The sequence below is a fragment of the Sodalis sp. C49 genome (assembly GCF_046352915.1).
In the GTDB taxonomy this organism is placed as follows: Bacteria; Pseudomonadota; Gammaproteobacteria; order Enterobacterales; family Enterobacteriaceae; genus Acerihabitans.
On record NZ_CP163303.1, the window covers coordinates 3,699,075 to 3,722,715 of the forward strand.

A 23,641-nucleotide genomic window follows, 5' to 3' on the forward strand; every position below is an offset into this window, starting at 1 on the left:
TATGACGGCTCAAAAGTTTACAAAAGAAATACCCAATGATGGTAATCGACCGGGGATATGGCAATTAATCCGTCCTTTCTGGGTATCGCCGGAAAAGTGGCTGGCCATATTATTAATTGCCGTCATCCTGACCATTAATTTCACCACCACCTATGCGTTTGTGGCTTTAAATAAACTGCAGGGGCAATTAACCGACGCATTGGTGGCGCTGAATTGGAGCCTCATCAGCGCTACGATGGTAAGAAGCCTGGCCATTGGCACTATAACGGTATTATTGCCGCTGGTGAGCGTGTTGGCGATTAATTACTTGACGCTGCGCTGGCGTACCTGGATGACCACCCGCTTTGTAGAACGCTGGACCCGTCATCCAGCGTATTACCAACTGGAGCGCGACAATTTAATCAGCAACGGCGATCAGCGTATCGCCGAGGATATCAATCTCTTTACCGATGTGACGATTAACCTGTCCACCAATATTATCAACGTCGTGGTCAGCGTCGTCACTTTCACTATTATGCTTTGGGGACTGTCCGGCACGTTGTCGTTTCCTCTTGGCGGCAGGACCTGGTCTATCCCCGGCTATATGGTGTTTGCCGTGTACCTTTATTCATTTGCCCATCTCGCCCTGGCCCACTGGCTGGGTAAGGTGCTGATCGGCGTGAATATGAATAAACAAACCGTAGAAGCCGATTTTCGTTTTCTCGGCATGCAGGTGCGGGAAAACGCCGAACAAATCGCTTTTTTTGGCGGCGGCGAGCGCGAGGGGGAAAGATTACTGTCCCGTTTTATACGGGTACGGAATAATACCCTATTGATGATGCGTAAAACCTTTAAGCTGAATTTCTTCCAGAGCATTTTCTCCCAGATATTTTCCCCGCTGCCCACCCTGCTGGCGCTGCCCTTACTGCTGTCGGGAAAAATTACCCTCGGCGGCCTGACCCAGATCACCATGGCTTACGGTACGCTATTGAGCACCCTGGCCTTTTTCCCGCAGGCTTATCAATCCTTTACTAACTGGATAGCGCTGGCCAATCGGCTGCGGGATATGCTGTGGGCGTTAAACAAAGCCCGCGACCAGCCCCATGGCATTCAGCTAATGCGCCAGGGCACAGCGCTTTGCTGCGAGGCGTTAACCCTGCGGCGTCCGGACGGCGCGGCGTTATGCCAAGTGGCGCGCTGGCAGGTCGAGGCCGGCGAACGCTGGGTGATTCGCGGGCAGTCCGGCAGCGGCAAAAGCACCTTGCTGCGGGCCTGCGCGGGGTTATGGCCTTTTGGGGAAGGCAGCATCATCCGGCCGGATACGGCGCGTAGTCTATTTATACCGCAAAAGAGCTATATCCCGGTGGGCACATTAAAAAGCGCGCTGGCCTATCCCGATGAGCCGGAGGCTTTTACCGATCGGCAGTACCGCCAGGCGCTGACGGACTGTTGCCTGGCGGAACGGGCCGATTCGCTTACCCAGTCCGACCGCTGGCAGCAGGTGTTGTCCGGCGGCGAGCAGCAGCGGCTGGCCATGGCGCGGGTATTGCTGCATCGCCCGGAGGTTCTCTTCCTCGACGAGGCGACCAGCGCCCTGGACCCGGAAACGGAGCGGCGTTTATACCAGGCGCTGATCGATCAATTGCCCGGCAGCACCATTATCAGCGTGGCCCATCGCAAAGAGCTGGAACACTTCCACCAGCATATTTTAACCCTGACACCCGATCAGGGTCGCTAACATTTTATAGGAACCTGTATGTCGCTCAAACCCAACGAGTTAACCGATAGCAATTTTGATAATTACCTGGCGGGCGCGCGACTGCCGGTGCTGGTGGATTTCTGGGCGCCCTGGTGCGTACCTTGCCGCGCCATGGCGCCCGTTATCGATAAGCTGGCCAATAATACCAAAGGCAAGTTAGTGGTCGCCAAGATTGATGTGGAAAAATACCCGGCCATCATGGAGCGCTATGGCGTGCGCGGCATTCCCACCCTGTTGCTGTTCAGAGGCGAGGCGGAACCGGTACGCCAGGTGGGTGCCCAATCCCTGGGCCAGTTGAATGCCTGGCTGGCGGCTCATGAGGTGGACGTCGTTTCGCAACCGCCGGTACGTCAGACGGAGGCGCTGGAGTGGAGCAGTTTTTACGGCGATGAGGGCTTGCATGGTTTTATCGCGCAACGCACCCTCGGACATGCTAAGGCCGGGGATATTACTGTTGCCCCCGGGAGCTTTTGGCTTGACGGCAAAGGCACTACTATGGCGGCCATGATTCATCAGCCGGATAGCGTTGCCTTTGAACGTATTACCGGGTTACCGATTGCTCTGGGTAGGCTGCTGGACCGCTGCGGCTACCTGACCCCGGAGCAGATCGGCGGTTTGTTCGCCGCGTTACGCCCAGGCAAGGATTACCGGCTGGTGCCGCAGCGATTTATGCACTGGTGGCTGAGTGAGGAATCGGCGCCATGGGCTGATTACCTGCGCGATCCTAGGCTGGGGCAATTGCTCATGCGCTGGCTGGCATTGAGCGCCGGGCGGCTCGCGGGGCGTGAGACGGCACCGGGCGACTGGTCGGCCATCAAGGCGCAGGCGGATCTGCTGCTGCATGATTACCAGCAGCCGGAACGCCAGCTGGAAAAAATCATCGCCACGCTTTTGCAGCACCTCTCGTCGTTGCCCGCCGCCGGCGATGACGAAAAATGGGGCAACATAGCCCTTGGCGTAAGCTGGGCCCAGTTCCAGCAATTGCAGATCCTAGCAGGGTGGAGCGACGATGATCGCGCCACGCCCGATATACGTTTCGCCTGGTTTACCGAAAAAGAGCGTTTGTCCCCGGCCGGCAAGCTTAGCCAGGAGGAAATCACTTTGTTAAGAGCGGAGTGGCTGGCGCAAAATCCGGCGTTTATCGCCAAAGAAAAGGCCTTTCATCAAAATTACAACCAGCTCAGCGAACCAATAAATACCCAGATCCAGCGGGCGTTGAACCGGCTGCTGGCCGAGGCGCCGGACTTTTAAACCATGACCTTTGACCAGGAGGCATCCATGCCGAATACTTTTGCGCACAGCCAGCAGCAATTGGCTGAACTGGCCGATAGCGTCATAGCGCAGGCTGTCCGGGAAGGCGCATCCGATGCGCAGGTGATATTTTCCGAAAGCAACGGCTTGCTGATTGAAATGCGCCAGGGCCGGCTGCGGGCGCGCACCCGCGATGCGCAGTCCAGCATGTCGCTCACCGTCTATCGCGGACAGCATCAGGGCACCACCGGCTCCACCGATTTTTCACCCGCGAGCCTGCGCGAAACGGTGCAGGCGGCATGTCGTATCGCCGGTTATACCGGCGAGGATGAATTTACCGGCCTGCCACCGGAGCAGTTGTTATGTCGGGAGCCGCGACAGCTCGATTTATGGCATCCCTGGGATCTGGACGAGCCCGGTGCGCAAGCGCTGGCTCATCGTATCGAGTCCGGTATTTCATCAGCGGGCAAGGGCGCGATGAGTGACGGTGTTTGGGTACGTTCCGGTCAGTCCCATTGGTTTTTGATGAACAGCCGTGGTTTCGCCCAGGGCCAGCGGCAAACCGACCATGTGATGAGCGCCAAGGCGCTGGCCAAAAATCAGGGCCACAACCAACTGGATTTCTGTAATTCCCATTCCCATCTTGCTTCGACGATGATGACGCCGGAAGCTATTGGGCGCCGGGCCGCGAGCGGTGCGCTGGCCGCCCTGGATAGCGCGCCGCTGGCCGGTAGTCGACGCTGTCCGGTGTTGTTCGATCCCCTTTGCGCCCTCACGCTGCTTGATCATTTGGTGCAGGCCGCCGGCGGCGCGGCGTTGTATCGCCGTAACAGTTTTCTCGCCGGACGGCTTGGCCAGGCGATCTTTAGCGGGCATATCACCGTTGAGGAAAATCCCTTTATCCCGCAGGGGCTCGCCAGCCGGGCGTTCGATAGCGACGGTATCGGCGGTGCGGTGCGGCGGGTGGTGGACGACGGACACCTTACAGGCTTTTTTCTGTCGGCCTATGCGGCGCGGCGCCTCGGAATGACGCCCACCGGCAACGGTTGGGGACCGGGCAATTTGACGCTGCGCAGCAGCCTGACCCAGCCTGGCGATGACTTTGCCGCCATGGTGAAAAAACTGCATACAGGTCTTCTGATTACCGGATTTAGCGGCGGCGGAGCGCGTTTGATAACCGGTGATTACTCCCGCAGCCTGCGTGGCTTTTGGGTCGAGGGCGGTGAAATACGCCATGCCGTCGATGGAGTGACCGTGGCGGGCAACCTGGCGGATATATTCCGCGATATTGCCGCTGTCGGCACCGATAATTTCACCCAGGGCGCCTTTACCAGCGGTTCCGTGTTAATCAACAGCCTGCAGGTGGCAGGACGCTAAGCCAAAGGAGTTTTATCATGATTGAAACACTAGCCACCTCCCATCTGGCGCCGGCTAAACAGCAGTTGCTGGAATCGCATGGCATATCCGATGGGCAACTACAGGAGGTGATGGATCAGGTGCTGTCGCACCGGGTGGATTACGCCGATCTTTTTGTACAGAGTCTGAGACGTGAAAGCTGGGCCATGGAGAACGGCGTGGTGAATTTCGGCTCTTTTGACGTCGACCAGGGCTTCGGCCTGCGTGCGGTCGAACATGACCAGACCGCGTTCGCTTATTCTCAGCATATTGATCTTAAGTATTTGCAAGAGGCCGCCCGCTCGGTAAAAAGTATCGCGGTGCCGGGCCGGCTCTCTTTGCCAGCGCCTGCGGCTTACCCCCCGGCACGGCTGCGTTTTATCGACGATGACCCGCTGCTGGCGTGCGACGCGGCGCAGAAAATCGGCTTGCTGCAAAAAATTAACCGCATGACCAGGGCTCTCGATCCGCGGGTCGTCCAGGTTACCGCCAGCCTGGAATTAACCCATTCTGTCAATTATATTCTGCGTCATGATTTCCATCAGGCAGCGGATATCAGGCCGATGCTGGTGTTGCATGTCGGCGTGGTGGTCGAGCAGCGCGGCAATAAGGAATCGGCCGGTACCGGCATAGGCGGGCGCGGGGATTTCGGCATGTTCAATGACGTCGCGCTGCAGGTCTCATTGCGCGCTATGGTTGAAAAGGCATTGATTAACCTGGAGGCGGTAGCGGCACCATCCGGCAGCATGCCGGTGGTGATAGCAGCCGGCTGGCCCGGCATGTTGCTGCATGAAGCCATGGGGCACGGCTTTGAGGGCGATTTTAACCGATTGGGTACCTCGGTTTATTCCGGGCGCATCGGCGAACGGGTGGCGCAGCCGGGGGTCAATATCGTCGACGATGGCACGGTGGCGGGACGACGCGGGTCGCTGAATGTGGACGACGAGGGACAGCCGACACAGTGCACGTCCCTTATCGAAGATGGCGTCTTACAAGGCTATATGCACGACAGCCTGAGCGCGCGCCTGATGAAGCTGCCGCCCACAGGCAACGGCCGCCGCCAGTCCTATGCGCATTTGCCGATGCCGCGCATGACCAATACCTTTATGCGCAGCGGGCAATATGATCCCGGTGAGATTATCGCCTCGGTCAAACGCGGATTATATCTGGCTGATTTGGGCAGCGGGCAGGTGGATATCGTCAGCGGGCAATACAGTTTCCAGACCGCCCTGGCGTACCTGATTGAGGATGGCAAAATCACCGCGCCGGTCAAGGGCGCCACCCTGACCGGTAATGGCCCGGAAACCCTGCAACAAATCAGCATGGTCGGCAACGACCTGGCGCTGGATCGCGGCACCGCCGTGTGCGGCAAGGCGGGGCAAAACGTGCCGGTATGCGTGGGACAGCCGACGCTTAAGGTGGATAACCTGGTGGTGGGCGGTACCCGCCAGGGCTGACGATAGGCGACGGCTATGATGTCCAGACTAACGCTCCGGCATCGCGGCTGGTCGCCGGAGCTTTCATAACGCAGCGTTTGCAGGGGAAAACATCGTAGAGCACAGGGCGCAGGATCTGTGCGCGAGTCATGACTGGTCATAGATGCCAGAGCGTTCTTATTTACCGTTTCAGCGAAACCTGCGGCACCCCATACTCCGCATGGGGCCGCACCACCAGATCCGCCTGATACCACCGCGTTAGCCGCGCTTCGGTCAGGACATCGCCCGGCGCGCCGCTTGCCGCCAGCCTGCCTTCATGCAACAGCAAAATCCGATCGGACCACAGCGCCGCCAGGTTCAGATCGTGCAGTACGCAGCAGACCGTCAGGCGGCCGGTCTGCGTAAGCCGGCGCAGCAGGCGCAGGATATGCTGCTGATGATATAAGTCCAGCGCGGAGGTGGGTTCATCCAGAAACAGCCAGCCGGCCGGGCCGTCGTCCTGCCACAGCTGCGCCAAGGTGCGGGCCAGCTGCACCCGCTGCTGCTCGCCGCCGGACAGACGACGGAAATCGCGCCCCGCCAGGGCATCGCAGCCGGTAAACGCCATGATTTCCGCCACGCGGTCGCGGTTTGGCTGCGTTTGCCAGGGCGCGCGGCCCATGGCCACCACTTCGGCCACGGTAAACGGAAAGGAGAGACGGCTTTGCTGGCGCATGACCGCCCGCTGCCGTGCCAGTTCCTGCGCCGGCCATTGGCGCAGGGGGCGGCCCAGCAGGCGGCATTCCCCAACGCTTGGCGTCAGGTAACCGGTCAACAGGCGCAGCAGGGTGGATTTTCCGGCGCCGTTGGGGCCTATCAGCGCAACCAGCTCGCCGGGGGCCAGCGATAACGAGATATCCTCTAATAACGTCCGGTTGGGCACGCGATAGCCCACGCCTTCGGCGGTTAAGCCCTTATTCATTTTCGCCTCCGCGCCGGCGCAGGATAAGCCACAAAAACCAGGGGCCGCCCAGCAGGCTGGTGAGCAATCCCACCGGCATTTCCGCCGGCGCCACCGCCGTGCGGGCGAGGGTATCGGCCAGCAGCAGCAGGGCGGCGCCGGCCAGGGTGGCGCCCGGCAACAGCCAGCGATGGTCGGCCCCCAGGCACATGCGCACCAGATGCGGGATCACCAGGCCGATAAAGCCGATAATGCCGCTGACCGCCACCGACGCCGCCACCAGCAGCGCGCTGAGCATCAGCAACAGCCGCTGGGTGCGTTTCACGTCCACGCCAAGATAATGAGCTTCCTCGTCGCCCAGTTGCAGCAGGTTTAACCGCGCCGCCTGACGCTGCACCAGCAGGGCGGCGGGCAGCACCAGGGAGGCGCAGGCCAGTACCGTCGGCCATTGCGCCTGCCCCAGGCTGCCCATGCCCCATAACGACAACTGCCGCAGCTGCCGGTCGTCGCTTATCCAGGACAAGACGCCGATGGCAGCGCCGCACAGGGTGTTAATGGCAATGCCCAGCAGCAGCAGGCGCGACAAAGAGCGATGACCGGGACGTCCGAGGGAAAAAATAATAAGCGTCACCGCCAGGCTGCCGATAAAAGCCGCCAGCATGGGAGAATAAAGCGCCAGCAGCGGCGGCAGCGTCACGGACAGGACCACCGACAGGGCCACCGCCAGCGCCGCGCCGCTGCTGATGCCCAGCAGGCCCGGGTCGGCCAGCGGATTGCGGAATAGCCCCTGCATCACGCCGCCGGACAGCGCCAGCGCCGCGCCGATGATCACCGCCAGCAGGATGCGCGGCAGCCGGATATGCCACCAGATATGCCAGAGCGCCGCGTCAAAAGGCCGGCGCCAGAGGCTAACCAGCGACAAATGCATCGCGCCGACATTTACCGCCAGCGCCGCCATGGCCAGCAGCACCAGTGCCAGCAACAGTAAAAACCGTCCCGGTCGGGCTTGGCGCATCATGGCAGCGTTTCAGCGGTCTGGCGCAGGCGGGCAATGGCCGCCGGCGTTTCAAGGCCGAACCCCAGCAGCGCCATATCGTCCAGCACCAACAGCCGTCGCGCCTTGCCCGCCGGCGTCAATGCCAGCCCCGGCAGCGCCCAGACCTTCTCCTCGCCGCCCAGGGTTTTTACCCCGTCGGTGGTAATCAGCACCAGATCCGGCGCGCTGCCGATGACGCCTTCCTGCGACAGCGGCTGGTAATGTTTAAATCCCTGCATGGCATTTTGCAGGCCGGCGGCGCGAATGGCCGCATCGGCCGCCGTTTCCTGGCCGGCGGCCATGGTGGTCATGCCGCTATGGTTGAAAATAAACAGGACTTTTACCGGCAGCGGCGTGGCGGGGATGGCCGCCATCTGGCGGCGGATATCCGCGCGCAGCGTCTCGCCCTGCGTTTGCCGGCCCAGCGCCGAGGCGATGCGGGCGATTTTACTGTCGATGACGGCGATATCGGGCGTACCGGGCACCGTAACCACCGTGACGCCGTTATCGGCTACCTGTTGCAGCGCCACCGACGGTTTGGCCTGATCGCTGGCCAATACCATCCCGGGGTGCATGGCCAGGATGCCCTCGGCGTTGAGCATGCGCATATAACCCACGTCGGGCAAGGCGACGGCCGCGGCGGGATGCTGGCTGGTGCTGTCGCGCGCCACCAGTTGGTCGCCCGCGCCGAGGGCATAGATGATTTCCGTTACATCGCCGCCGATGCTGACCACCCGCGTTTGCGCCAGCGCCGCCATCGGCAGGGCCAGCAATACGATAAGCCATTTTTTCATGCCGGTAGGCCTTTTTGCGTCAGCAGGGCCATTTGTCCGCGCCAGGCGGTCTGCTCGGGTTGCCCTTCGCTGCGCTGACCGAACAATTGGGCGATTTGCGTGCCGTCGGCGGCAAACAGTTCCAGGCTGGTGACCATGCCGTCCCGGGTCGGTTTGCGCGTTACCCAGGTTTCGGCAATGGCGTCTTCCACCAGATGCAGCGTAAACCGGCGGTTAAAGATATTGATCCACTTTTCCATCGGCACCACTTTCTCTATGGCGCCGGTAAATATCTGCACGCAGCCGCGGTTACCAACAAACACCATGATTTCGTTGGCATCCGCAAGCGCCGCTTGCAATACCCGGCTCAGCGCCCGGTTATCCACACGTATGGCCAGGTCGTCGCCCACCGCGCGAAACGCCTGCTGCCGGGTAATGTTGTGGCGTTTAAGCAAGGGGAAAAACTGATGCACATCGGTCATGGCGCGCCAGTCCAGTTCGATGCGCCGGTTATCCGGACTGTCGTTGTGCGCCGGTTTATCCGCCGCCGCCGCCAGCGCCAGCGCCGCATTATCTTCACTGACGAAACGCGCGATAAGCTGTTCCCAGGCATGGCGATCGGTTTGCTCCGTGGCATAGATTTTCAGTACCGCGTCGCCCTGATGATCAAAAATCTGCAGGCTTTGGCGCTCGCCGCGCGGACCCGATTCGATAAGTGCAAAGGCGCAGTTCCACTGGCCGACGAACAGGCGCAGATCCAACGCCCGCGGGTTTAACACCAGGCCGCCGTGCTCGCCGAGACGCAGGTTGTCGTAATGGCCGATCTGTTCATGTACCGCATATTCATTACGGGTAATGGATTTTGTCTCGCCCACGGCGGCCAGCGCCTGCAATAGCGCGGGCATATCGCCGTCCAGGCGCCGCGCGTCATGCCCGACCCTGGCCCAGGCCAGCTCCGCTTCGCTGATATTCAGCAACTGCGCCAATTCCCGGGCATATTTTTTCGGATGCTGCTGTTTTAGCTCAAGGTAATGCTGATAACGCTGGTTCATTCAGGGTTCCTTTTTGTGCCGGCGAAAGCGGATGTTAGCGGGATACGGCTGCGAATGGGCCTGCTTAACGGGCGTGTAAATCATTCGCAGTGAAACTGTTGCAAATATAACTTAAAAATGTATAAAGATGATAATGATTTCTGTTATCGTAAAGATTATCGTTATCAATTGTGAATATGCCTTCGGCTCACCACTTTTTATTAGGGATATAACACCACGCCAGCAAGCGTCAACGCCTGAAGCCGTCAGATAACCGTAATTAAAATAATGTTATCGTCAGCGAATAGGAAAGCAAAAACCTGACTTTTATAACGGGTAGCCAGACTAATACTGCTTATTTCCGTAGGGTTTTTACGTCATTAAATGCAGCGCGTTTTAGCAATAATAATAATTGGGATAGCTATTCCCTTACTAATACTCCGGCAATGGTTGAGCATTAACTTATAATTTGACCGCTTTGAGGCTCTATTATGTTCACTGAAAAAAGGCGAAACAGGCCTTTTAACGCCCTTATTTCGGCGATGCTATTTATCCTGCCGGCCTGGCATGCAAGCGCCGTGGAAAACAAAATGCCGCCGGCCGCTTCGGATAATGACGCCAAGGGGCAGCCGGCAAAAGAACCGGCCGCCGTTGAAGATGTCATGAAGGTCAATGCGCCTCGCCTGGTGAAACAGGCCGGCACCGCTACGCGCATCAGCGCGGAGGATATGCAACGCCACGGCGGTAATGATTTCGGTACCCTTATGCGCTACCAGCCGTTAATCAGCGCCACCGGTTCAAGCGCCGGTTCGTCGTCGGGTAAAAGCGGCTTCGATCGCAGCGGTTATACCGGCTATAACATCCGCGGACTGGAAAGCAACCGCGTCGCCATCGACGTGGACGGCATCCCCTTGCCCAACGCCACCGGCCGCGCCTACGCCAGCCGCGCCGGCCTGGGAACCTTCGGCATCGGCCGCGACTATATCGACCCCTATATGTACGGCCAGGTGGATATCGCCTCCGGCGCCACGCCCACCGAGCGCGCCAACACCGCCATCGGCGGCGCGGTATCCTTTCTGCCCAAGTCGCCTGACGATTACCTGAGCTATAAAAAGAACACCTATTTTGGTTATCAAAGCGATTATGATTCGGCCAACCGCGCCTGGCACAACGGCATTACCGCCGCGGCGGGCGATGAGGAGCTGCGGGGCCTGGTGGTGATAAGCCGCCGGGACGGACAGGAGACGCGGACCAATAGCGACAGCGCCGACGCCTTCCCGGCCAACTGGCATTCCACCGCCATCATGACCAGCGGCATCTGGCAACCCAACGAAGAGCATCAGTTCACCGGGACGGCGGAATATTACGATAAGACCAACCATACCCACTTTGATACCTGGAACAGCGCGGGCAGCAGCGTGATCGGCACGTCCCGGCAGCAAAGCGATACCCGCCGCTGGAGCCTGAGCGTGAAGGATCGCTGGACGCCGATTGACGTGGGCTGGGTAGACCAGCTGGATACGCAGCTCTATTACCAGAACGCCGAGGCCCACGACAACACCGACATGCCGCTGACCGCCGCCACGCGCGAGCGGGTGCAGTCGGATTACAATGTCGATACCTGGGGCTTTGATAGCCGTTGGCTGAAAACCGTCGGCATTCATGCGCTGAGCGCCGGCCTTAATGCGCGTCAATCAGAAACAGAGCGGCCGTTCGCGCAATTCCCGGCCCCGAGCATCTATACCGCCATTATGCAGCCCGAGGCCGACAGCCGCACCTACACCCTGGGCGGTTTTGTTCAGGACCGCATCAGCCTTGACCTGGCCGGGCACGGCTTTGCCATTGTGCCCGGGGCGCGGGCGGTCTACCAGAACAGTAAACCCACCAACCTGTCCAGCCTGGCCTCGGGCAGCGCGGTGCTCACTCCGGGCGAAGTGGAATCCCTGTACGGCAAGACCAACAGCGATACCCAGATACTGCCGTCCCTGAGTTTCCTGTACGATCTCACCCCGGCCATGACCACCTACCTGCAATATAAACGCGGCGCGCAATTCCCCGACGCCAGCCAGTTATATGGGTCGTGGAATCTCGGCTCGAGCTATGCCGGCAGCCAGCAATATGCCCTGATTGGCAATAGCGATCTGAAAACGGAGACCAGTAATAACTTTGAATGGGGCCTGAAAGGCGATATTACTCCCGGCGTGACCTTTAACGGTGCGCTGTTCTACAACACCTATAAAAACTTTATTGCCAATACCCGCTATACCCGTAGCGCCAATCCGGGGGAATTTACCCGCGTTCCGGGTAATATTTTTGTCGCTTATAAAGCTGAGAACCGCGACAAAGCCTATATCTACGGCGGAGAATTCAGCAGCAAATTTAATTTCGGCACCTGGTTTGAATCGGTCAATGGCTTAAGCGCCACCGTCGCGTTCGGTTATAATAAGGGCAAGTCCAAATCCAGCTATATGGGCGACGACTATGTCGATTTAGACAGCGTCGCGCCGATGAAAGCCATTGTGGGACTGGCCTGGGACGATCCGGGCCGGCGCTACGGCACCGCCATTACCTCGACATTCCAGAAGGGGAAAAAGGCCACCGCCACCAACCGCCAAAGCTATACCAATAGCGGTGGCGCATTAACCGACGCCACCACGGACTATATGCGTATTCCCGGTTACGGCCTGGTGGATCTTACCGCCTATTGGCAGGTGGCGAAAAACGTCAAACTCAGCGGCGGCATTTATAACCTGACCGATCGCAAATACTGGGATTATCTGAGCAGCCGCCAGTTAACCAATGTCACCCGGCAGGATTTCGCCAACCAGGCGCTGGCCGTCGAGCCGGGACGCTCGTTCCAAGTGGGGGTCAACGTCGATTTTTAAATCGTGATAATAATATCCCCGGCCCGGAATGGGCGGGGGTATTTATCGGTTTTTCCATCCTGCGCGGCGGGAGAGTCATTATTGTTCCCGTCCCGCCGCGGACGGGAGGCGGTGTTGTTATGCGTGGTGGCAGGCGGTGCGCAATTTCGGCAACAGCGCGATCGTGTAAATAGCGCATAGCCCCACCAGCGCATAAATAATCCGTGATACGACGGCGGCCTGTCCGCCGAACAGGGCGGCGACCAGATCATATTGAAACAGTCCGACCAGTAGCCAGTTCAATCCACCAATGATTAACAGGACCAGCACAACAGTGGTTAATATTTTCATCATTCCTCCGCAAAAAAGTAAATACTGTGGCTAATACAATTTTTATAAATAAACGGCTAGATAGGGTTGGTTCAATAAAATATCTATATTTAATAGATTATATTTACAGTATACATTCTTTAACCATCGCCATAATAACCTTTGCGACAGATCACTTTTCAGCGGGATATAAACCCCCTAAACATCCGGCCGGATGAGACGAGGCCCTTGTTTACACCGACGCCGCGATATGGCCGCGCAGCCATTGATGCGCCGGGTCGTGATGGGCGCGATCGTGCCATAGCATGGCCAGTTCGAATCCTTCGACCTCCACCGGCGGTTCGGTCACCCGCAGCGCGGTGGCGTCGCGCACCAGGCGCGAAGGCAGCATGGCCACCAGATCGGTGCGGGCCAGCACCGCCATCACCAGCAGGAAATGGGGAACCGACAACACCACCCGGCGCGCCAGCCCCAGATCGGCAAGCGTTTTGTCTGTAATGCCGTAAAATCCCCCGCCGTCCGGCGATACGATCACCTGATCGAGTTCGCAGAACTGCGCCAGGGTCGGCGGTTTTTTCAAGCGCGGATGACCGGCGCGGCCGACCAGTACATAGCGCTCCGCGAACAGCACCCGGCGATGCAGGCCGGGCGGCGATCCTTCGCTGGTATGAAAGGCCAGGTCAATTTCACCCTGTTCCGCTTGCCGGGCGATAAGCGACGGCACCGGCGCGAGCACCGCCAGCCTGCTGCCGGGGGACATCAGGCGTAATCCCGGCAGCGCGGGCAGCAGCGCCGTCGATTCGCTGTAGTCGGAGGCGGCGACGCGCCAGGTATGGCTGGATGTGGCGGGGTCAAAGGGCGCGCCGGGCGACATCGCATGCGAAAGCGCGTCAAGCGCTTGCCGTAACGGCGCGCGCAGCTCCTCGGCCCTTGGCGTGGGGATCATGCCCCTGGGTCCCGGCAGCAGCAGGGGATCGCCAAAGGTTTCCCTTAATTTGGCGAGATGGACGCTGACCGAGGGCTGCGACAGGTTCAGCCGCCGCGCCGCGCGCGTAACGTTATGTTCCGCGAGCAGCACATCCAGCGTCACCAGCAGGTTAAGATCCAGCCGTTGGAGATTAATCATCGCTATACCCGGAATAGAATAAATTAATTTCTACTATACCTGAATACGGCCTATTCTGCCTTTTTGCCATCACCAAGGTCCTGCTATGAATATCCTGATCGTCTATGCCCATCCCGAGCCTCAATCCTTAAACGGCGCGCTGAAAAATTTCGCGGTTACCCATTTAGAACAGGCGGGCCACCGGGTCCAGGTATCGGACCTCTATGCCATGAAGTGGAAAGCCGCGCTTGATGCCAACGATAGCCTGGACGGACCGGCCGGCGCGCGCTTCGATCCCTCGCTGGATTCCAGGCTCGCCTTCGAAAACGGCCGGCAAAGCGCGGATATCGCCCAGGAGCAGGACAAGTTGCGCTGGGCGGATGCGGTGATTTTGCAGTTTCCGCTGTGGTGGTTCTCGATGCCGGCCATCCTGAAGGGCTGGGTGGAGCGCGTTTATGCGTATGGCTTCGCTTACGGTGTGGGAGAACACTCCGACGCGCGCTGGGGCGATCGCTACGGGGAAGGCGCCATGGCGGGAAAACGGGCGATGCTGATCGTGACCACGGGGGGATGGGAGCCGCATTATAGCCCGCGCGGCATCAATGGCCCGATGGAGGATATTTTGTTCCCGATCCAACACGGGATCCTCTATTATCCCGGGTTCGACGTCTTGCCGCCCTTCCTGGTCTATCGCACCGGCCGCATGGACGAGGCGCGGTTTTCGGCTATCAGCGACACGCTCGCGCAACGCCTGGACAACCTGTGGCGCACCCCGCCCCTCTCTTTTCGTGCGCAGAACGGCGGCGAGTATATTATCCCCGAACTGACGCTGCGGCCTGAGATTGCGCCGGGGCAGTCCGGTTTTGCCGCGCACCGGCGTCCGACCGTGGCGGGTGATTCCGAGCCCGGCGCGGCCTGAGCCTGGCGCATTACAGCGCTATCCGCCGGCTAGGTTCGCGCCGGGCTGGAAACACCCGGCCAGATAATCGATAAAAACCCGGGTCTTTAACGGCAGGTACGGCCCGGAAGGCCATAACAGCCATAACGGCTCCGCCCTGACGGCATACTCATCCAGTACGCTGACCAGGGCGCCCTCATCCAGCGCGGGGCGGACAATATAATCCGGCAGCCATGCCAGCCCCGCGCCGCGCCGGGCAAAGCTCAGCCGTCCCTGAATGTTATTGCACACCATGGCGACAGGCAGCGGGTTGGCCGATGCCGGATCCACGCCCAGCAACTGCCAGGATTCAAGTTTGCCGCTGTGGGGGAAACGGTAATGCAGGCAGGCATGGCGCTGTAAATCATCCGGATGCAGCGGAATGCCGGCCCTGGCAAGATAAGCGGGCGAGGCGACCACTTTTGAACTGAAGACCGCCAGTTTTTTGGCCATCAATTGGGAATCACGGATAGCGCCGCTGCGCACCACCACGTCGAAGCCTTCCGCGATAACATTCACCATGCGATCGGAAAAATCCAGTTCCAGCTCTATCGCCGGCCAGGCCAGGGCAAAGTCGGCCAGGCGGGGCAATACCATGCTTTCATCCGCCAGGCTGACCTTAAGCTTGCCCCGGGGATATTCCTTTATCTGGGTCAGCTCATTTTCCGCGGTTTCAACAGCGCGCAGGATAGTCTGGCTGCTGTCGTAAAAGCGGGCGCCTTCCGCCGTCAGGGCGACGCTGCGGGTGCTTCGGTTCAGCAAACGGACGCTTAAACGCGCCTCCAGCCGGGCGATGCCTTTGCTCACCGCCGAGGGCGACAGGCCGCAAAGACGGGCCGCCTCGACAAAACTGCCCGCTCTGACCACCTGGACAAAAAGTTCCAGGCCGTTTAAAGAGCCCATGCTCCCTCCATTCATGACTTAAATGTCATCTGAGAAGTGAATAGTATCGTATTTTTCTTTAATCCTTTAGCGGTTATGGTTAACGCCATCCGTCGGTCTTTACGCACCTCCCGTGCATTACTGGATATCCAAAAGATGATACGTGCGTTGCTGGTATTGATGTTGGGCGCGTTTGTTTCCCAAACCACCGAGTACCTGCCTATTGGACTGCTGTCGCGCATTGCCGCGGATCTGCGGGTTTCCCACGCCGCGGTCGGCTCGCTGGTGACGGGGTATGCCTGGATCATTACCCTGACGGTAATCCCCCTGACGCTCTCGACCAACCGCATTGATCGCCGGCCGCTATTTCTGGTCCTGCTGGGGATTATTACCCTGTGCAACGGCCTGGCCCTGATAACCCATTCCTGGGGACAGCTGATGGGACTGCGGATCGTGGCGGCATTGGGGCATGGCGTCTTCTGGTCCAGCCTGGCGTCCTACGCGGTCAGAATTGCGCCGAGCATGGCGGCCAGCCGCGCCACCGCCTGGGTGTTCTCGGGAATTTCCCTGGCCATCGTGGCCGGCGTGCCGTTATCAACCGCCCTGGGGCAGGCTTTTAACTGGCAGCAGGGCTTCGCGATCTTCGGCGCGTTCGGGCTGATAATCCTTATCATGGGCTATTTCTGGCTGCCGCCGATGGCCGTGGCGGCGCGCGGCGAGGGCGCGGGGTTTCCCCGTCGCAACTGGCCGCTCTACGGGGCCGCCGCGATAACGCTGTTGATAATTACCGCCCATTTTAACGGCTATACCTATATCACCCCGCTGGTGACCGAGACCCTGGGGATGCGCGGCGCGCGCCTGCCGTTGGCGTTGCTGGTCTTCGGCCTGGCGGGTGCCGCGGGTACGCTGCTGGCCGGCTGGCTGGGGCCGCGGCCGATGCGCCTGGCGGTGGTTTCCGCCATCGGTATTGTTATCAGCCAACTGCTGATGCTGTGCTTCGCCGGGCTGCCGGGTATTTCCTGGCTGGTAATGGCGCTATGGGGCGCATCCATCGCCATGCTGATTATCGGCCTGCAGAGCTGGGTAATAGAGCTGGCGCCCGGGCAGGCGGAGGCGGCGTCGGCGCTGTACGTGATGACCTTTAATATCGGCATCGGCGCCGGCGCCATGTCGGGCGGAATCTGGATGGACCATTACGGCGCCCAAACATTATTGCTGGCGGGGGCGGGGCTGGGCGTTATTGCCGTGGCCAGCTTTCTGCTACCGCCTTATTGGCAGAAGACGGGCCGGAAACCGGCGGGTAAAATATCGCAACGCAAAGCCGGGAATACCGCTGAAAATAGGGAATAATATCCCGCCGGAAGAAATCCGTGGCGATGTTTACCCGCGGATATTCTTCCCCTGGCGCTAATCAAACCAGGTGCTTTTATTGTTTTTTATAATCTCCAGGCTGGTTGCAATTTCTACCGGCACGATGCGGGTTAACGATAACGGCGGCAGGTCGAGGGGGTCGAAAAAATCAACGTCCAGCGAGTCCTCGCTTAAGCGGATTTCGCCGCCCAGTTCCCGGCAATGAAATATCAGCTTATAGACATGCCAGGGATAAGGCGGATGGCCATGCTGATTACGGTCCCATACGCCCAGCAAGCGCTCCACGCTGGCGGTAAGGCCGGTTTCTTCCCAGACCTCACGACACACCGCGTCGGACGGGCTATCGCCGACATCGGCCCAGCCGCCGGGCAGGCTCCACAGCCGATCATCGGCCTCTTTCACCAGCAGTATTTTACCCTGGCGCAGAATTACCGCCCTGGTGTCGACCTTTGGCGTGGCATACCCTTCCTGTTGTTTGAACATGTCCAATACCGGCGGCTTATCTAACGCCAATACGTCGGCTGTCAGTTGCGCGGCGATATTCCGTAGCTCCAGGTAACGCTCGATATCATAACGATCTTTGGTATAGGTCAGCCCGGTTTGCGCCAAAGCCTGTAATTTTTGCGCCAGGGCGATGGCCGATAAGGAAGCGGGGTTGTCGTTTTCACTGTTTTTTGCCGTCATCATGTCCTCGCGGGAAAAATAATCGCTGAATTACCGTAACGCCGGTTTGCCCGCCAGGCAAATGGTTATTGCAACGCTAAAGCATGTGACGCGATCAGTTCCCTGAACCAGCGCTGGGCCGGGTGCTGATCGCTTTTCCGGTGCCAGATCAGGTGGAATTCTATCGGCGGCAATACCACCGGCGGCGCAAACAAGGCCAGTTCGTGCCGGACGGGCGAATTCAGCACGACCCGCCGCAGCAGGGTTGCCGTCAATGCGGTCCGCGCCACGACGCCGGGCACCGCGAACATCTGGGGCAGCGTCAGCGCCAGGATACGCTGCCTGCCCATCTGCGCCAGCGCCTGGTCCACCAGGCCGTGCCGGTCGTCCTCCGGGGACGCGAGGACATGGCGCAGGGCCAGGAAGCGTTCCAATGTCATCGCGTCTTCCACCGCCGCGCCGGCGCGGCGGGTAATGGTGACAAACTCGTCCCGCAGGATGGGCCGGGTCATTATCCGGGTCTCCGGACGGGTGGGCATGACCCCGACCGCGACGTCGATAGTGCCCGCGTCCAGCAGATCGACGGCGCTATCCCGGCCGGTAAAGGCGCGCACGTTTAACGACACGCCCGGCGCCTGCTTTTCCAGCGCCGTGACCAGGGCCGCCAGCAGCACAAAGGCCGGATAGTCGGGCACCCCGAGGGTAAAGGCCAGCGACGCCTTCGCCGGCATGAACGCCGGTTTGGCCACCAGGGCCGCTTCTATCTGCCGCAGCGCCTGAGCGATGGGTTGCGCGATATCCCTGGCGCGCGGCGTGGGCAGCAGCCCCTCGGCGCTGCGCAGGAACAACGGATCGCCAAATAACGCGCGCAGACGCGACAGCGCCGCGCTCATCGCCGGCTGGCTTACCCCTACGCGCGCCGCCGCGCGGGTGACGTTCCGCTCGTCCATCAGCGCGTCAAAGGCGGCCAGCAAATTCAGATCGATACCGTGGAAATCCATAAATCAAATACTCATTCATATCTTATATCTGTTGGACAAATAATAGCGGATTCATCAGACTCCAACCTTATATTTCCACTTATCAGAAAGGAACGGCCGCAAATGACATCCTCTACCGCGCTCGCTGAAACAGAACAACTGCGTGTTGAACGGCAAACGGTCGACATGCTCTACCGTGCGTTTAACGACCAGAACCCGGATTTGCTGGATATCGCCGTCACCGCCGACTGGGACGATATTCCCCTGGCGCCCGGCCAGGGTCCCGGCCCCGATGGTCTTAAGCCGATTATCCGCGCCTTTATCGCGGCGATGCCCGACGTCAAAATCACTATCCTCGATGTCATCCAGACGGCCGGGCGCATGGGGGTGCGGGCGGAGATTACCGGCACCCATCTAGGGCCTTTGTTCGGCATTCCGGCGACGGGCAAACAGGTCGGTTTTGCTATCCATGAATTCCACGAATTCGAAGGGGCGCGCATTAAGAGGACCTGGCATCTCGAGGACTGGTTCGGTTTGTTTCAGCAGTTGGGCCGGTTTCCCACGCCTGAACAGCCGTAAGTCAGGCGACAATGCGCAAAACCGCGCGCCTGCGCTGATGTGACCGCCTAGGGGGCGTCATACCGGGTGGGCGCGCCGTCATGACGGCCTCTGCTTATTGACGGGCCGGTGATAATGCGGCTTTAATAAGCACTGGGAAATGGCCAGAAAGCAGAGGAAAACATGGAGCTATCCATCGCAGGGGCACAAGAACTGGACAGCGTGGCGGAACTGGTTAACCAGGCCTACAGAGGCCTCTCGGCGCCGGATTGGACCACTGAAGTCGGGCTGATCGACGGGCCGCGCACCAGCCGGCGCGACCTGGCCGACATGATAGAGAATGGCGCGTCGATCATTCTGCTGGCGGTGGAGCCCGCTCGCGGCGAATTATGCGGGTGCGTGGCGCTCACGCCCTTGGATCAAGGCGAATGGTATCTCTCGATGCTGGCCGTAAGCCCGCATGCGCAAAGCGCCGGTCTCGGCAAAAGCATCATGGCGGGCGCGGAGAAATTTGCCCGCGACGCGGGTGCCGGGAGCCTCAAGATTTCCGTTATCAATGTGCGGGATAAGCTGATTGCGTGGTACGAACGGCGCGGTTTTGCCAAAACCGGTGATACGGAGCCATTTCCCTATAATGATCCCAACGTGGGCGTGCCTTTACGCGACGATCTGGCGCTTATCACGCTGACTAAATCATTGGCTGTTTAAGGTCCGGACGAAATCAGGGGTGCTCCAGCAACTGCTGAACCTTCATACCGATCTGCCGTATGGCCTGCTTTATCTCGTCTGAAAGCGGGCGCGCGTAATTTATCCGCAGGCAGTTGTCATATTTACCGGCGGCGGAAAACACCGCGCCGATGGCTATGGAAACCGCCTGGTCTGATAATGCCTGGTTCAGTCGCTGGGCATCGATACGGCGATCCAGCTCAATCCATAATAAAAAGCCTCCCTGCGGGCGGCTTACCCGCGTACCGCAGGGAAAATAATCCGTCACCCATCCGGTTATCACATCCCGATTATGCTGGTACTGGCCACGCATACGCCTGACATGCTTGAGGTAATGCCCCTGCCTGATAAAATCGGCGATGGCCAGCTGCGGCAGGCTGGCGGTGGGGCCGGTGCCGATATATTTCATATGGACGGCTCGGTTCATATAGCTGCCGGGGGCAAGCCAGCCGACCCTTAAGCCCGGCGCAAGGGTTTTGGAAAAGGAGCTGCATAACAGCACATTGCCGGAAAAATCCATTGACGTAATCGTGGCCGGCCGGGGATAGGGATAAGACAGCTCGCCGTAGACATCGTCTTCAACGATGGCCACATCATGTCCCTGAGCCAGCTCCAGCAGCGCCTTGCGGCGCGCGATCGGCATATGGCAGCCCAGCGGGTTTTGCCCCGTGGGCGTGACCAGGATGGCTTTTACCGGCCATTGCTCCAGCGCCAGTTCCAGCGCCTCGACGCTGATGCCCGTTACCGGGTCGGTGGGGATTTCCAGGATATGCATGCCCAGTCCGTGCAACAGTTGCAAACCGGCCGGGAAACAAGGTTTTTCCACCGCCACCAGATCCCCTGGCTTGCAGACGCAGCGAATCGCAATCGACAGCGCTTCCCGGCCGCCGTCGGTAATCAGGATGTTGCCGGCATCCATGCGGCTGCCGCCGTCAATCATCAGCCGGGCGATTTGCCCGCGCAGCTCAACGCTACCCCGGATATCCTCGTCATCGAACGTCCGCAGGTGTTGCCGCTGGCTCACATGGCTCAACGCCCGGGTTAACGGCTTGAGGCTACTGGCGGTAACGTCGGGCGCGGCGGTCCCAAAGGCCGTCTCGCCCGCCTGCGCCGGGCCGGCCATGCCAAGCACCAGGTCCCACTGCGGGATGGCCAGCGAGCATTGGGTCATATCACAACCGGCGGGCAGGCCGGGGCGCAGTTTGCGGTGAGCGACAAAATAGCCGGATTTAGCCCGTGCCTCGACCAGCTGTTGTTCTTCAAGCTCGCGGTAAGCCTGCTGTACGGTGGTGATGCTGACCCCGTGCTCTTTGCTGAGCACCCTGATAGAGGGCAGGCGAACACCGATGGGATATAAACCTTGTTCAATACGCTGGCCCAGCAGGGCGGCCAGATTGTGGTAGCGGGTCATAGCCATATGCGTGTCGTCAATTAACCCATGTTGGTAGCGGTCAGCCAGGAAAAGGATACAGATGGCCTCTATAAATAACATAATGTGTCATGGTGACGCCATCTGTCTATGACAAACCATTAATCGGTTGAATCTACTCGTTTTTAGGCAAAGGATTCATGCTGTTGCCATCAATTGCGGATGGACGACAGCCATGAAGAATCTTATTACGGCGGACCCTGATAACGCGCCTGAGCGCATCGCTTGCGGCAATACCGGCTGGTGGCGGCGGTTATATGGCCGGTATCAACAGTGGCGGCGACACTCCCGCAGCCGCAAGGCGCTGAGGTCGCTTAATGACGCGCAATTGCGGGACATCGGCCTTACCCGTGATGACCTGCCGTATAAAGATGAGCGCGGCCCGTCAGCGCAGTAGCCGGTATCCCGCCTGTTCAGCGGCGGCTGCCCGCCGCGCCAGCAACTGATAGTCGCGTGGGTCGGGGATCTTAAATCCTTGCAGCTGCAGGGCCGCCAGCAGCGCGGAGCCGTTACTGTCCTGGGCTAAGGCGATAAACGCGCGTTGCAGGGCGGCAAGCGCGGCCGGCGGCAGTGAAGCCGACGCCACCAGCAGGGGCATCGGAGCCGGCGCGGTGTGATCTATCACCCGTACTTTTTCTATCAGCGCCGGCTCGTCGCGCGCCAGCAGTTCATAGGCATAGCTGTCCACCGGGCCGATATCGGCGTCGCCGCCGGCGACGGCCTCCACGACCCGGCGCGGGGTCACCAGCGGGCCGGTGGTTTCGCGATACAATGTGGTTTGCCCGGGGCGCAGGAACGGCAGCAGGTGAAAGCGCAGGGCGCTGTAGCCGGAGTGCGATTCCGGGTTGGTAAACGCCAGGCGCCCGCCGAAGGTATCCCGCAATTGCCGGTAGGGCGCATCGCGGGCGACGATCAGGCGGCTGCGGTAGCTGCCGGGGCCATCGGGCAGCGAATGCAGCGGAACCGGCGCGGCAATGGCCACGACGGGAAACAGCCCGAGCGAAAACGGCAGGCCGCACATAAATACCCCGGCCAGATCCGGACGTTGCCATAGCGCTTCCAGCGGGGCAGGGGCCGGATAATCAATCACTTCCCCAGAGATGCCGGCGCGCCGGTAGACCGCCTGCAGCAGCGTTTTCCAGCCCGCCGCCGCCGCCGCGGTGACCGAATACATACGTCCGTTGGCGATCATGCGTAGCGTAACTCCTGTCCGATACCAAGCCTGCGCGCCTTTTCCAGCATCGCATGACCCAGGGCAATATCGCTGAGCGACAGACCGCGATGCCAGAACAGGATAGTTTCATCGTCGTTCTCGCGTCCGCTTTTAACACCGGCGACGATCTGGCCCAATTCGCCATGCAGCGTTTCCCCGCTAAGCTTGCCGGCTTCAACGTGCGCCCGCAGGGAGCCAAACATGCCGCCTTTGCACTGGCCCCAATCATCCACCACCAGTTTATCCATGATGTCGGTCAGCGACAGCTCAACCGCGCTCATCGTGCCGTAGGGCACGACCAATGCGCCGGGTTTGATCCAGGCGGTTTTCAGCATGGGCGCCGGCTTTTCCAGCCGTGACGCCTCGACCACGATATCCGCATTGCGCACACAGCTTTCCCAATCGGCGGTGACGATAATCTTTTTGCCCAAATCCTGTTCCAGGCGCTGCGCGAAGGCGTTGCGACTTTCCGGACGGCGGGAGTGAACGCGGATTTCATCGAAGTCATACAGACTGTCCAGCAGGCGTACATTCCAGTAAGCGGTGCCGCGCGCGCCGATATGCCCGAGTATTTTGCTGTTTTTACGCGCCAGATGGCGGGCGCCCAGCGCGGTAATCGCTCCGGTGCGCATATCGGTAATGGCCGATGCGTCCATGATGGCCACCGGCATGCCGGTGCGCGGGTTAAATAGATTGAGCATCGCCATCTCGGACGGCAGGCCCAGTTGGTAGTTATTCACGTAGTCGCCCACCACCTTCACGCCCGCCAGGTTAAGCGGCGCGATATAGCCGCGCAGTACGTTGAAATGGCCGTTAAACGCCGGATCGGGGATCAGGTGCATGCGGGGCTCGATGACCGTTTGGTTTTGCCCCTGCGCCAGCAGTCCGGCTTCGACGGCGGCGAGGATTTCGCTGTCGGTCATCGCCAGTTGCTGGATGTCCGGGCCATTGAGGTAACTGATATTGACGTGTGCAGTCATTTA

The 23,641-nt window shown here is 59.8% G+C and carries 22 protein-coding genes; 10 read left to right on the forward strand and 12 right to left on the reverse strand.

Annotated elements, in window-relative coordinates; translation table 11 throughout:
• Position 1 precedes the first annotated feature (1 nt).
• Genes ABUK12_RS16660 through tldD form a run of 4 tightly spaced genes read left to right on the forward strand, consistent with a single transcriptional unit; the run spans position 2 to position 5,841 of the window.
• A complete protein-coding gene (locus ABUK12_RS16660) occupies positions 2-1,717 on the forward strand; it encodes an ABC transporter ATP-binding protein/permease (protein WP_410012896.1) in 1,716 nt (571 codons plus the stop codon).
• Between the two features lie 18 nt (positions 1,718-1,735).
• On the forward strand, positions 1,736-2,989 hold the full coding sequence (trxA, locus tag ABUK12_RS16665; protein WP_410012897.1) for a thioredoxin: 1,254 nt from the start codon (positions 1,736-1,738) through the stop codon (positions 2,987-2,989).
• A gap of 27 nt (positions 2,990-3,016) precedes the next feature.
• A complete protein-coding gene (locus ABUK12_RS16670; RefSeq protein WP_410012898.1) occupies positions 3,017-4,366 on the forward strand; it encodes a TldD/PmbA family protein in 1,350 nt (449 codons plus the stop codon).
• A gap of 17 nt (positions 4,367-4,383) precedes the next feature.
• Positions 4,384-5,841, forward strand: coding sequence for a metalloprotease TldD (gene tldD / locus ABUK12_RS16675; RefSeq protein WP_410012899.1), 1,458 nt, complete (start codon positions 4,384-4,386; stop codon positions 5,839-5,841).
• A 160-nt stretch (positions 5,842-6,001) separates the two neighbouring features.
• Here the strand turns inward: tldD and ABUK12_RS16680 are convergent, their stop codons facing one another.
• From ABUK12_RS16680 to ABUK12_RS16695, 4 genes are read right to left on the reverse strand one after another with little or no spacing between them, the layout of a single operon-like run.
• Positions 6,002-6,781, reverse strand: a complete 780-nt coding sequence (locus ABUK12_RS16680; RefSeq protein WP_410012900.1) for a heme ABC transporter ATP-binding protein — start codon at positions 6,779-6,781, stop codon at positions 6,002-6,004.
• On the reverse strand, positions 6,774-7,775 hold the full coding sequence (locus ABUK12_RS16685; RefSeq protein ID WP_410016678.1) for a FecCD family ABC transporter permease: 1,002 nt from the start codon (positions 7,773-7,775) through the stop codon (positions 6,774-6,776). The genes ABUK12_RS16680 and ABUK12_RS16685 overlap by 8 nt, the downstream gene beginning before the upstream one ends.
• Positions 7,775-8,590, reverse strand: a complete 816-nt coding sequence (locus ABUK12_RS16690) for a hemin ABC transporter substrate-binding protein (RefSeq protein ID WP_410012901.1) — start codon at positions 8,588-8,590, stop codon at positions 7,775-7,777. The genes ABUK12_RS16685 and ABUK12_RS16690 overlap by 1 nt, the downstream gene beginning before the upstream one ends.
• Complete coding sequence (locus ABUK12_RS16695) at positions 8,587-9,621, reverse strand: hemin-degrading factor (protein WP_410012902.1); 1,035 nt, start codon at positions 9,619-9,621, stop codon at positions 8,587-8,589. The genes ABUK12_RS16690 and ABUK12_RS16695 overlap by 4 nt, the downstream gene beginning before the upstream one ends.
• A 521-nt stretch (positions 9,622-10,142) precedes the next feature.
• Between ABUK12_RS16695 and ABUK12_RS16700 the strand changes: the two genes are divergently transcribed.
• Positions 10,143-12,485 carry a TonB-dependent receptor domain-containing protein gene (locus tag ABUK12_RS16700; RefSeq protein ID WP_410016679.1) on the forward strand — a complete coding sequence of 781 codons (2,343 nt, stop codon included), beginning with the start codon at positions 10,143-10,145 and terminating at the stop codon, positions 12,483-12,485.
• A 117-nt stretch (positions 12,486-12,602) separates the two neighbouring features.
• On the opposite strand, the gene ABUK12_RS16705 is transcribed toward ABUK12_RS16700, so the two are convergent.
• Both ABUK12_RS16705 and ABUK12_RS16710 read right to left on the reverse strand, forming a co-directional pair.
• Positions 12,603-12,818 (reverse strand): DUF378 domain-containing protein, encoded by a 216-nt coding sequence (locus ABUK12_RS16705; RefSeq protein WP_410012903.1) that lies wholly within the window; start codon positions 12,816-12,818, stop codon positions 12,603-12,605.
• A gap of 208 nt (positions 12,819-13,026) precedes the next feature.
• Positions 13,027-13,920 carry a LysR family transcriptional regulator gene (locus ABUK12_RS16710; RefSeq protein WP_410012904.1) on the reverse strand — a complete coding sequence of 298 codons (894 nt, stop codon included), beginning with the start codon at positions 13,918-13,920 and terminating at the stop codon, positions 13,027-13,029.
• Positions 13,921-14,005: 85 nt separating this feature from the next.
• On the opposite strand from ABUK12_RS16710, the gene ABUK12_RS16715 reads away from it, so the two are divergent.
• Positions 14,006-14,818 (forward strand): NAD(P)H-dependent oxidoreductase, encoded by an 813-nt coding sequence (locus tag ABUK12_RS16715; protein ID WP_410012905.1) that lies wholly within the window; start codon positions 14,006-14,008, stop codon positions 14,816-14,818.
• Positions 14,819-14,836: 18 nt separating this feature from the next.
• Here the strand turns inward: ABUK12_RS16715 and ABUK12_RS16720 are convergent, their stop codons facing one another.
• A complete protein-coding gene (locus ABUK12_RS16720; protein WP_410012906.1) occupies positions 14,837-15,739 on the reverse strand; it encodes a LysR family transcriptional regulator in 903 nt (300 codons plus the stop codon).
• 135 nt (positions 15,740-15,874) lie between these two features.
• Between ABUK12_RS16720 and ABUK12_RS16725 the strand changes: the two genes are divergently transcribed.
• Positions 15,875-17,068 (forward strand): MFS transporter, encoded by a 1,194-nt coding sequence (locus tag ABUK12_RS16725; RefSeq protein WP_410012907.1) that lies wholly within the window; start codon positions 15,875-15,877, stop codon positions 17,066-17,068.
• 57 nt (positions 17,069-17,125) lie between these two features.
• Here ABUK12_RS16725 and ABUK12_RS16730 read toward each other — a convergent pair whose 3' ends face one another.
• Together ABUK12_RS16730 and ABUK12_RS16735 are read right to left on the reverse strand one after the other, a co-directional pair.
• Entirely contained in the window at positions 17,126-17,776 is a 651-nt protein-coding gene (locus ABUK12_RS16730) for an NUDIX hydrolase (protein ID WP_410012908.1), read from the reverse strand.
• 62 nt (positions 17,777-17,838) lie between these two features.
• Positions 17,839-18,753 (reverse strand): LysR family transcriptional regulator, encoded by a 915-nt coding sequence (locus ABUK12_RS16735; RefSeq protein WP_410012909.1) that lies wholly within the window; start codon positions 18,751-18,753, stop codon positions 17,839-17,841.
• 102 nt (positions 18,754-18,855) lie between these two features.
• On the opposite strand from ABUK12_RS16735, the gene ABUK12_RS16740 reads away from it, so the two are divergent.
• Together ABUK12_RS16740 and ABUK12_RS16745 are read left to right on the forward strand one after the other, a co-directional pair.
• The gene (locus tag ABUK12_RS16740; RefSeq protein ID WP_410012910.1) at positions 18,856-19,311 is read left to right on the forward strand and encodes an ester cyclase; all 456 of its coding nucleotides are present in this window, start codon (positions 18,856-18,858) and stop codon (positions 19,309-19,311) included.
• Positions 19,312-19,473: 162 nt separating this feature from the next.
• Positions 19,474-19,998, forward strand: coding sequence for a GNAT family N-acetyltransferase (locus ABUK12_RS16745; protein WP_410012911.1), 525 nt, complete (start codon positions 19,474-19,476; stop codon positions 19,996-19,998).
• Positions 19,999-20,011: 13 nt separating this feature from the next.
• On the opposite strand, the gene ABUK12_RS16750 is transcribed toward ABUK12_RS16745, so the two are convergent.
• The gene (locus tag ABUK12_RS16750) at positions 20,012-21,427 is read right to left on the reverse strand and encodes a PLP-dependent aminotransferase family protein (RefSeq protein WP_410016680.1); all 1,416 of its coding nucleotides are present in this window, start codon (positions 21,425-21,427) and stop codon (positions 20,012-20,014) included.
• Positions 21,428-21,620: 193 nt separating this feature from the next.
• On the opposite strand from ABUK12_RS16750, the gene ABUK12_RS16755 reads away from it, so the two are divergent.
• Positions 21,621-21,842, forward strand: coding sequence for a DUF1127 domain-containing protein (locus ABUK12_RS16755; protein ID WP_410012912.1), 222 nt, complete (start codon positions 21,621-21,623; stop codon positions 21,840-21,842).
• Here the strand turns inward: ABUK12_RS16755 and ABUK12_RS16760 are convergent.
• Both ABUK12_RS16760 and ABUK12_RS16765 read right to left on the reverse strand, forming a co-directional pair.
• Complete coding sequence (locus ABUK12_RS16760) at positions 21,831-22,637, reverse strand: phosphate/phosphite/phosphonate ABC transporter substrate-binding protein (protein WP_410012913.1); 807 nt, start codon at positions 22,635-22,637, stop codon at positions 21,831-21,833. The genes ABUK12_RS16755 and ABUK12_RS16760 overlap by 12 nt on opposite strands.
• Entirely contained in the window at positions 22,634-23,638 is a 1,005-nt protein-coding gene (locus tag ABUK12_RS16765; RefSeq protein WP_410012914.1) for an ornithine cyclodeaminase family protein, read from the reverse strand. The genes ABUK12_RS16760 and ABUK12_RS16765 overlap by 4 nt, the downstream gene beginning before the upstream one ends.
• Positions 23,639-23,641 lie beyond the last annotated feature (3 nt).

Bases quoted from the DNA above. Each gene is read 5' to 3' on its own strand.
- ABUK12_RS16660 (WP_410012896.1), top strand. From the start codon at position 2: ATGACGGCTCAAAAGTTTACAAAAGAAATACCCAATGATGGTAATCGA.
- trxA (WP_410012897.1), top strand. From the start codon at position 1,736: ATGTCGCTCAAACCCAACGAGTTAACCGATAGCAATTTTGATAATTAC.
- ABUK12_RS16670 (WP_410012898.1), top strand. From the start codon at position 3,017: ATGCCGAATACTTTTGCGCACAGCCAGCAGCAATTGGCTGAACTGGCC.
- tldD (WP_410012899.1), top strand. From the start codon at position 4,384: ATGATTGAAACACTAGCCACCTCCCATCTGGCGCCGGCTAAACAGCAG.
- ABUK12_RS16680 (WP_410012900.1), bottom strand. From the start codon at position 6,781: ATGAATAAGGGCTTAACCGCCGAAGGCGTGGGCTATCGCGTGCCCAAC.
- ABUK12_RS16685 (WP_410016678.1), bottom strand. From the start codon at position 7,775: ATGCGCCAAGCCCGACCGGGACGGTTTTTACTGTTGCTGGCACTGGTG.
- ABUK12_RS16690 (WP_410012901.1), bottom strand. From the start codon at position 8,590: ATGAAAAAATGGCTTATCGTATTGCTGGCCCTGCCGATGGCGGCGCTG.
- ABUK12_RS16695 (WP_410012902.1), bottom strand. From the start codon at position 9,621: ATGAACCAGCGTTATCAGCATTACCTTGAGCTAAAACAGCAGCATCCG.
- ABUK12_RS16700 (WP_410016679.1), top strand. From the start codon at position 10,143: ATGCTATTTATCCTGCCGGCCTGGCATGCAAGCGCCGTGGAAAACAAA.
- ABUK12_RS16705 (WP_410012903.1), bottom strand. From the start codon at position 12,818: ATGATGAAAATATTAACCACTGTTGTGCTGGTCCTGTTAATCATTGGT.
- ABUK12_RS16710 (WP_410012904.1), bottom strand. From the start codon at position 13,920: ATGATTAATCTCCAACGGCTGGATCTTAACCTGCTGGTGACGCTGGAT.
- ABUK12_RS16715 (WP_410012905.1), top strand. From the start codon at position 14,006: ATGAATATCCTGATCGTCTATGCCCATCCCGAGCCTCAATCCTTAAAC.
- ABUK12_RS16720 (WP_410012906.1), bottom strand. From the start codon at position 15,739: ATGGGCTCTTTAAACGGCCTGGAACTTTTTGTCCAGGTGGTCAGAGCG.
- ABUK12_RS16725 (WP_410012907.1), top strand. From the start codon at position 15,875: ATGATACGTGCGTTGCTGGTATTGATGTTGGGCGCGTTTGTTTCCCAA.
- ABUK12_RS16730 (WP_410012908.1), bottom strand. From the start codon at position 17,776: ATGATGACGGCAAAAAACAGTGAAAACGACAACCCCGCTTCCTTATCG.
- ABUK12_RS16735 (WP_410012909.1), bottom strand. From the start codon at position 18,753: ATGGATTTCCACGGTATCGATCTGAATTTGCTGGCCGCCTTTGACGCG.
- ABUK12_RS16740 (WP_410012910.1), top strand. From the start codon at position 18,856: ATGACATCCTCTACCGCGCTCGCTGAAACAGAACAACTGCGTGTTGAA.
- ABUK12_RS16745 (WP_410012911.1), top strand. From the start codon at position 19,474: ATGGAGCTATCCATCGCAGGGGCACAAGAACTGGACAGCGTGGCGGAA.
- ABUK12_RS16750 (WP_410016680.1), bottom strand. From the start codon at position 21,427: ATGACCCGCTACCACAATCTGGCCGCCCTGCTGGGCCAGCGTATTGAA.
- ABUK12_RS16755 (WP_410012912.1), top strand. From the start codon at position 21,621: ATGAAGAATCTTATTACGGCGGACCCTGATAACGCGCCTGAGCGCATC.
- ABUK12_RS16760 (WP_410012913.1), bottom strand. From the start codon at position 22,637: ATGATCGCCAACGGACGTATGTATTCGGTCACCGCGGCGGCGGCGGCG.
- ABUK12_RS16765 (WP_410012914.1), bottom strand. From the start codon at position 23,638: ATGACTGCACACGTCAATATCAGTTACCTCAATGGCCCGGACATCCAG.